The organism is Pseudomonas faucium, from assembly GCF_021602585.1.
GTDB lineage: Bacteria > Pseudomonadota > Gammaproteobacteria > Pseudomonadales > Pseudomonadaceae > Aquipseudomonas > Aquipseudomonas faucium.
On sequence record NZ_BQIP01000050.1, the window covers coordinates 1 to 8,032 of the forward strand.

The window sequence follows — 8,032 nt, forward strand, 5'->3', positions numbered from 1 at the left end:
GAGCCCGCGCCGGCCCCTTTCAACAACCTGGCACGGCTGTTGCCGCTCCCCTCCCAGACGCCCCAAGTCCATGGGCCCGTTTGCAGGAGGAATCGACTCATGCACCGACCGCTCCCCACCCCGCTGGCTGTGGCGATCCTCGCCAGCCTGCTCCAGCTCCCCGCCCAGGCTGCGCTGTACGCAGTCGACAGCGGCGCCCCCAACCTCGCCAACGGCAACTTCCCCGCCTGGTACCAGGACAGCCACGGTCGCACCCTCGACCTGTGCCTGAGCAAGGCCGTGAGCTCACGGGTAGCCGGTGCGCCGGGCGCGCCGTCCTACATGTGCACCCTGCTGCCCACCCCCGGGGTGTTCGACGACACCAAGCCCATCGCCTTCCCCAAGAACTTCCCGGATGAAGCCTTCTGGTTCACCGCCGACGCCGCCATCGTCGATGCCGCCCGTGGCATCGACCTGAGCTACGGCACCGCCATCGAGGCGGCGTTCGCCGCCGAAGAGCCCAAGCAAGGCGACCAGCAAAGTTTCGCCCGGGTGCGCATCCGCGTCGACGTACCCACCGCCGGCACCTATGTCATCACCCACCCCTACGGCGTCGAAGTGTTCGAGGTGGCCGCCGCCGGGCGCCGGGCGATCAACATGACCCGCGACATCGGCATCGCCGGTGCCGGCGATTTCAGCGGTGCCCTCAAGGGTGATGTCGGGCCGTTCCTGCGCAGCGTCAACGGGCCCTACACCGAGGGCAGCGAGCGCTTCATCGGCGACCCGAACCTGGATGAACGTGCAACCGGCAGCCCGTTCAACACCAACTACGTGCGTATCGAAGGCCCCAACGGCATCGACCTGCGCACCGAGCTGTTCGCCATTTCCGGCAAGCTCTCCACGGTGGCCCGGCCAACGCCGTTGATCCCCCAGCGCAGCACCTATTCGCGCCACGCGGAGAACGGCGACCTGCGCGCCCAGCAGGACATGTTCGTGCTGGCACCGCCGCCACCGGCCAGCGCCACCCTCACCAGCCAGACGCCCAGCCTGGCCCTGAACGAAGCCAACGGCACCGGCACCTGGTACGCCCAGTCAACGCTCAATCCGGCGCCCGGCAGCAACCTGCTGATCAGCGCCGACAACAGCGTGGCGATCCCAACCAGCACGGTCACCACGGCAAGCCTGGCGCTGACTGACCTTGTCACCATCAGCCGCGCCGAATACAGCCTGAGCAAGGGCGAGCTGACCTTGGTGGCCAGCAGCAGTGACGAAACGTCCCCCCCCGCCCTCACCGCCAGCACCGGCAACGGCACCGCGATCGGGCCCCTGGAGGGTGACGGCGCGGTGAGAACGTTGATCGCCAAGTTGTCCCCGCTGCCCCCGGCCAAGGTGCAGGTCACCAGCGCCGCCGGCGGCAGCGACAGCGAAGACGTGGTGCTGGTGCCATGAACAGACAAAGGCTCAGCCTTCAAGGAGGCAGCATGAACACTTGGCCGCGCCGTGCGCTGTTCGCCGCCGGTTTTACCCTTACCGTCACCAGCTCGGCCTGGGCCGCGCTGACTCAGGTCGCCCCGGGGCCCTACACCTTCGCCACCGGCGGCTACCCGATGTGGTACATGGACGCCTCTGGCCTGGCGCTGGAGCTGTGCCGCTCACGTGCCACCAGCTCGCGGGTGGCGGGGGCACCGGGGGCGCCGTCCTACATGTGCACCCTGCTGCCGGAACCGGGCATCTACGATGACGCCCTGCCGTTGGTATTCCCCGACAACTGGCCGCCAGAGATGTTCTGGTTTTTGGCCGAGGCCACCATCCCGGCAGTGGGCAACAGCGGCTACGAGCTGGACGCCTACGTGGCCGGCGTGGAAGCGGCCTTCGCCGCCGAGAACCCGGTGAACGGCGACCAGCAGAGCTTCGCCCGCATCCGCATCCGCGTGTCGGTGCCCACCGCCGGCACCTACACCATCACTCACCCTTACGGGGTCGAGCGGGTCGAAGTCACCAGCCCTGGGCGGCGGGCGATCAACATCACCCGCGATGTCGGCATCGGCGCCCCGGGCAACTTCAGCGGGGCACTCAGCGGCGCGATCGGGCCGTTCCTGCGCCGTGTCGGCCCCCTGTACACCGAGCTCAACCCGGACACCGGCGTGGTCGATACGTTCATCGGCGACCCGAACCGCACGGAGGCGGTGCTTGGCAGCCCGTTCGGCACCAACTTCGTGGAAATCAAGGGCCCTGCGGGCACCATCCGAACCAACCTGTTCACGCTCTCCGGCAAGGTGCTCGACGCGCGCACCCCCACCCCAGTGTCCCTGGAGCGGGCCACCTACTCGCGCAATGGCCAAGGCACCCGGGTGGAAGTCTTCGCCAAGGCGCCGAACAGCGCCACCCTGTGCCTGCGCAATGGGCTGGCACTGGTCGGCTCCCCGCCCGCACCGTGCGAGTTCAACCTGAGCAGCGACAACAGCGGGCTGTTCTTCAACCAGCGGCTGAGCACCGACCCGTTGCCGGCGGTGGTGGTAGTCACCGCCAGCAACGGCACCACGACCCAGCCCACCGCGGTATCGAGCAAGTTGACCGACGTGGTCAAGGTCAGCACCGCGCGCTACGAATGGGCCAACAAACGGCTGGTCATCGAAGCGAGCTCCAGCGACGAAGTGGTGCAACCCGACCTGCTCGCCCAGGGCTATGGCCGCCTGTCCAAGTCCGGCAACCTGCAGAGCTTGACGGTCAACGACCTCAACCAGCCGCCGGCCAGCGTCACGGTCAAGTCTTCCCATGGCGGCAGCGATGTGGAGCCGGTGGTGGTGGTTGGCACGGCCCCCGTGGAGGGTGCCAACAAGCCGCCGCTGGCCCAGGCCGATGTTGGCAGCACCAGTGTCGGCGTGCCGCTGACCCTGAACTTGCTGAGCAACGACAGCGACCCGGACGGCAACGTACCGCTGAGCATCACCGACCTGACCCAGCCGGGCACCGGCCTCGGTGGCGTGGTGCTCAATGGCAGCACCGCGGTGACCTACACCCCACCGGCCGGTGCCACGCAACCGCTGGTGGCCAGCTTCAGCTACCGCGCCATGGACGCCAAGGGCCTCAAGTCGGAACCGGCCAACGTGACCATCAACGTCGCGCCCAACCAGGCGCCGACCGCCAACCCGGAAAGCGTGACCACCCTGGGCGTGGCCCTGCCCATCGACGTGCTGGCCAACGACACCGACCCGGAAGGCAACCTGCCGCTGGCGGTGGCCAACTTCACCCAACCGCCTGCCGGCCGCGGCACCGTGGCCAGCAACGGCACCCTCATCACCTACACGCCACCGAACAACGTCACCACGGCGTTCACCACCACCTTCACCTACCGCGCGCGTGATTCGCTGGGGGCGCTGTCCGCCAGCACAACGGTCACCGTCAACGTGCAGCCACGCCCAGCCGCCGAAACCTTCACGGTGACCGCCGCCACCGTGCTGGCCCGCTCGAATGACCGCTACAACTGGGACATCAGCGGCACCTCCTCGGTGACCACCGGCAACACCATCACCGTGCGTGTCACCACCACCACCGGCAACCAGGTGCTGGGTACCACCACGGTGCCGGTCACCGGCCGCTGGCGCCTGACGCTCAGCAACAGCACCACGCTGGTGCCGACGGCCAACCCACGGGCGACCATCACCACCAGCCAGGGCACCAACCGCACCGTCGATGTGACCGTGCAGTAAGGAGGCAGAACGCCATGAACCGCCTGTACCCACTGCTGCTGTGCCTGGCCCTGGCCGGCCAGGCTCAGGCCGACGACCTGATGGACAACGCCGACCTTGCACCTGGCAGTGACCTGGGCGAGCCGCTGATCATCCGCCTGCTGCCGGCCGGCGCCGGCCAGGCGGCGCTGATCGAGCAGCAAGGCGCAAGCAACCGCGCTGCCCTCGACCAGAACGGCCAGGCCCTGCTGGGCCGCATCGTCCAGGCCGGGGGCGCGCAGGAGGCGTACATCCTGCAAGAAGGCACTGACCTGATGGCCAGCATCAGCCAACAGGGCTATGGCAACAGCGCGTCGATCCGCCAGAGCGGCACCGGCAACAGCGCCAGCATCGAGCAGGTCGGCAACGACAACAGCGCCAGCATCGTGCAGGCCGGCTCGGGCCTGAGCAGTTCCGTGACCCAGGCTGGCAATGGCCAGCATGTTCAGATCACCCAATACCGATAGACCTGGAGGCACCACCATGTTCAAGCTCGCTCCCTTAAGTGCCGCTATCGTCCTGGCCGTGGCCGGCCAGGTGATGGCCGACGACAGCACCTCGAACCAGACGCAAAGCGGCAACCAGAACATCGCCGAGGTCAAGCAGACGGTCGCGCCTTTCGCTGCCGCCACTCAGGACCAGGCCGGCAAGGGCCACAACCACCTGGCCGTGCAGGAAAACAGCACCAGCTACATCGACCAGAGCGCCACCGGCGCCTTCAACGCAGGCTACGCCGAGCAACTGTTCGAGAACGCCAGCCACATCAACCAGCAGGCCGCAGGCAGCTACAACGATGCCTTCAGCAGCCAGTCGCTGGGCGAGAACAACCAGGCGCTGCAGATCCAGCAAGGCGGCGAGAACCGCTCGACCCTGTGGCAGGACAGCCAGCTCGGCAGCCAGGCCAACACCCAGCAGAACGGCCAGCGCAACGAAGCCTTCGTCGAGCAGCTGTTCGGCGGCAGCAACAACCAGAGCCAGATCACCCAGGGCGGCCAGGACAACTACGCCGCCGCCGAGCACATGACCCATAACGACGGCCACATCGAGATCTACCAGCAGGGCAAGGAAAACTGGGCCTATGGGGACCAGCGCGACGGCACCGGGGGCATGCTCATCATCGACCAGCAAGGCACCGGCCATTCGGCAGAAGTCTGGCAGGACAACCAACGAGGCAGCCACGCCAGCGTCAGCCAGGCCGGCCAGCTCAACGAAGCCTACATCGACCAGAGCTTCGGCCAGGGCAACGCCGCCAGCCTGTATCAGCAAGGCAAGTCCAACGCCAGCTGGTCGGACCAGTTCGAGACCAACAACGCCACCACCAGCATTTCCCAGAGCGGCACCGGCAACCTGCACTTCACCTACCAGACCGGCGACAACCAGCACCTGACCGTAACCACCCAGGGTACCGGCAACAAGGTGATGGCCAGCAACTGGAAGGGTGAGAAGCTCGGGGGCCAGTTCGGCAACAACCAGAGCGCCGTGATCAACCAGAAAGGCACCGGCAACGGCGTCAACCTGACCCAGAACGGCGCCTACCAACAGGCCACGCTGAACCAGAAAGGCAGCAACAACTCGATGCAGACCAAGCAGGCCGACAGCAACAACGAGCTGTATTTCGAGCAGAACGGCAGCGACAACATCCTCGTCGCCGACCAGCGCGGCACCGACAACTACGCCTTCGGTGCCTCCAACGGCAGCAGCAACACCATCACCCTGGACCAGTCCGGCTATGCCAACCAGAGCTACACCAACCAGCTCTACGGCAGTGGCAACAGCGCGACCATCAAGCAGGCCGACAGCGCCAACGTCGCCTACGTGACCCAGGGCGGCACCGGCAACCAGGCCTTCGTCGACCAGGCCGGTGCCAACCAGAGCGCCACCATCAGCCAGATGGGCAACGCCAACATGGCCACTGCCACCCAGCGCTGAACGCTCCCCCTTGGACCGCGGCGCCGCCTCTCCCTGGCGTCGCGGTTCCTTTTTCATGCCTGGGTCTTCGATACCTGCGCAGTACCTGTGGGCGCCGGCTTGCCGGCGATAGGCCAGCCAAGCCAACAGCGCTACAATGGCCCGACCCAACGCCAGCGCCGCCACCATGATCCAGTCCGACCTCGACCTGTTCGGCCCCCAGCCGCAACGCCTGGCCAGCCACACCGTGCTGCTGCCCGGTTTCGCCCTGGCCGAGATCGAGCCCATACTCGATGCCCTGCGCCCGGTCCTGCGCGCCGCGCCCTGGCGCCACATGCAGACCCCAGGCGGCCTGAACATGGCCGTGGCGCTGACCAACTGCGGCGCGCTGGGCTGGGTCAGTGATGCCAAGGGCTATCGCTACAGCCCCACCGACCCCGTCAGCGGCCAACCCTGGCCCGCCCTGCCGCCGATACTGCTCGACCTGGCTGCCCGCGCAGCCGCAGCCGCCGGCTTCGACGGTTTCGTACCCGATGCCTGCCTGGTCAACCACTACCTGCCCGGCACCCGCCTGAGCCTGCACCAGGACCGCGACGAAGCGGATTTCGGCCAGCCGATCGTGTCTATATCACTGGGCCTGCCGGCGGTGTTCCTGTTCGGTGGGCTCGAGCGCTCGGACCGCACCCAGCGCATACCGTTGAGCCATGGCGATGTGCTGGTCTGGGGCGGCGAAGATCGGCTGCGTTTTCATGGCGTGCTGCCGGTCAAGCCAGGAACCCACCCGCGCATGGGCGAGCGACGCATCAACCTGACCTTGCGCAAGGCGGGGTAATTTCGCCCTCATTTCTCAGGCAGTTTCTGCACGATGAGGTTGTCGAACACCAACAAGGCATCGTCCTCCTCGGTGTCCACCGTCAACGTCAACACCTCCGGCCCGTCGATGATCAGCTCCTTGGTGCCGTAGTGCATGGCCCCCGGCCCCTCTTCCGACAAGTCTTCGTACTCACCTGCGATTGTCGTCTGAACGGCGCAATAGCTGTTGCAACCCCACGCGAAGGTGACCAGCCGACGCCCGGGGCCTTCGAGCACCAGCTTGATCGAGGAGTCCGCTTCCAGGTGATGCCCCTTGATCAGGCCCTTGCTGCCTTCGTGCGGTTTGTCGCTGACGCCTCGGGTCTGCCGATCGAGCTGAAACTCGACGCCGTGGGCGACCAAACGCGCGTAGTGCCCAGGCGCCACGTCTTCGAAATCAATGTGCGGCGTAGGCGTCGGCCGGCCCACGGCCTGGTCCTGTTCGGCATAGCTGAAGGCCATGCTGCCCGCCTTGTCTGCCGGAAACTGCACGCTCACCACCGGGATCAATTGCTCGTAGAGCTGCTGGTAGCGAATCTGGTCGTACTGGGCTTTGGCCAGCGCTTCGCGCTCGCCTTGCACGTAGAAGAACGAATGCACCGGCAGTGCACCCCCTTGGCCCTTTTCCCACACCGACAGCAACACTTCGTTGTTGATCGACCAATGCGCATCGGGCAGCCCCTGGCGAACCTTGAGTGCAGTGTTGAACGCCGCGGCCGACGCCGCTGGCGTGTGCCGCAGATCCCAGCCGCACACCCGGTAGTTGCTGGCCTGCGGATACTTGTCCAACCACTGCTGCGCCGTGTTCACAGCCAGGGCCTGGCAGGTGTCGGTGGTTTCCTCGAAGCCCCTGATCGGGCCACAGCCCTGCAAAGTCGGGCGTTGGTTGGTGTTGGCATTGATGGGAAAGGTGCACAACATACTCAGGTGGGCAAGGCTGCCGGGCGGGGCGTACTGAGGTGGGTACAGCAGCAGCCCATTCTGGTTGCCGAAAGGCTTGCCGAAGTTGCTGTCACGACGCGCCCAGGAAAACGCCACGCTGCCCTTTTCTATCTGGCTGTCGCTGGGCTCCCAAGGCAGGAAGCCGACACTGCTGGTGGTTGTGCGCAGCGCGATGCCGCTGCACAAGTAGCCAGGTTTGTCCGGGCCACCGCAATCATCGGTGGTGCTGTTGTACCAGGTGTTGAGTTGATCCACTGCTGCCTTCGCCCGCTCGTTGAGCATGCGTGTTGCGTCTGCGGCCAGCAGTGGTGGGGTCGAAAAGGCAATCAAGAGTGCGGCGATCGGGCGGGCCAGGTGTCTCATGACGGATTTCCTTTGTCATCCGTGGAATGTCAGCCCATTAATTCATCCGCATCAGGTTGCTGCTACTGGCAGAAATGATAGGAGGCTGTGCTGAAACTACGGGCCCAATCGCCGGCAAGCCAATCTAAAACCCACCCCCGAACCAACGTCGCCCCTCCACGCCTCCCCTCACTGCTGCTGATACTGGCTCAGGTACTTGTCCACCCCCGCCTTGCCCTCCCCCGCATCCCCGGCCACCTGCCACAAGCGCCGCTCGATCC

6 protein-coding genes and 1 pseudogene are annotated in these 8,032 nt (G+C 66.2%); 5 read left to right on the forward strand and 2 right to left on the reverse strand.

From position 1 onward, the window contains the following. Window positions 1–99: 99 nt before the first annotated feature. The 5 genes from L6D75_RS26945 (at window position 100) to alkB (ending at window position 6,447) form a co-directional block, all read left to right on the forward strand. Window positions 100–1,428, forward strand: a complete 1,329-nt coding sequence (locus L6D75_RS26945; protein ID WP_236193951.1) for a hypothetical protein — start codon at window positions 100–102, stop codon at window positions 1,426–1,428. Window positions 1,429–1,460: 32 nt separating this feature from the next. Then, a complete protein-coding gene (locus L6D75_RS26950; protein ID WP_176518172.1) occupies window positions 1,461–3,689 on the forward strand; it encodes an Ig-like domain-containing protein in 2,229 nt (742 codons plus the stop codon). A gap of 14 nt (window positions 3,690–3,703) precedes the next feature. Then, entirely contained in the window at window positions 3,704–4,174 is a 471-nt protein-coding gene (locus L6D75_RS26955) for a curlin (protein WP_176518173.1), read from the forward strand. Between the two features lie 16 nt (window positions 4,175–4,190). After that, a complete protein-coding gene (locus tag L6D75_RS26960; protein ID WP_176518174.1) occupies window positions 4,191–5,636 on the forward strand; it encodes a curlin in 1,446 nt (481 codons plus the stop codon). A gap of 166 nt (window positions 5,637–5,802) precedes the next feature. Then, window positions 5,803–6,447, forward strand: a complete 645-nt coding sequence (alkB, locus tag L6D75_RS26965) for a DNA oxidative demethylase AlkB (RefSeq protein ID WP_176518177.1) — start codon at window positions 5,803–5,805, stop codon at window positions 6,445–6,447. 8 nt (window positions 6,448–6,455) lie between these two features. Here the strand turns inward: alkB and L6D75_RS26970 are convergent, their stop codons facing one another. Then, on the reverse strand, window positions 6,456–7,772 hold the full coding sequence (locus L6D75_RS26970; protein WP_176518175.1) for a hypothetical protein: 1,317 nt from the start codon (window positions 7,770–7,772) through the stop codon (window positions 6,456–6,458). A 168-nt stretch (window positions 7,773–7,940) separates the two neighbouring features. Further along, window positions 7,941–8,032, reverse strand: a pseudogene (locus L6D75_RS26975) (curli production assembly/transport protein CsgG); the annotation flags it as partial.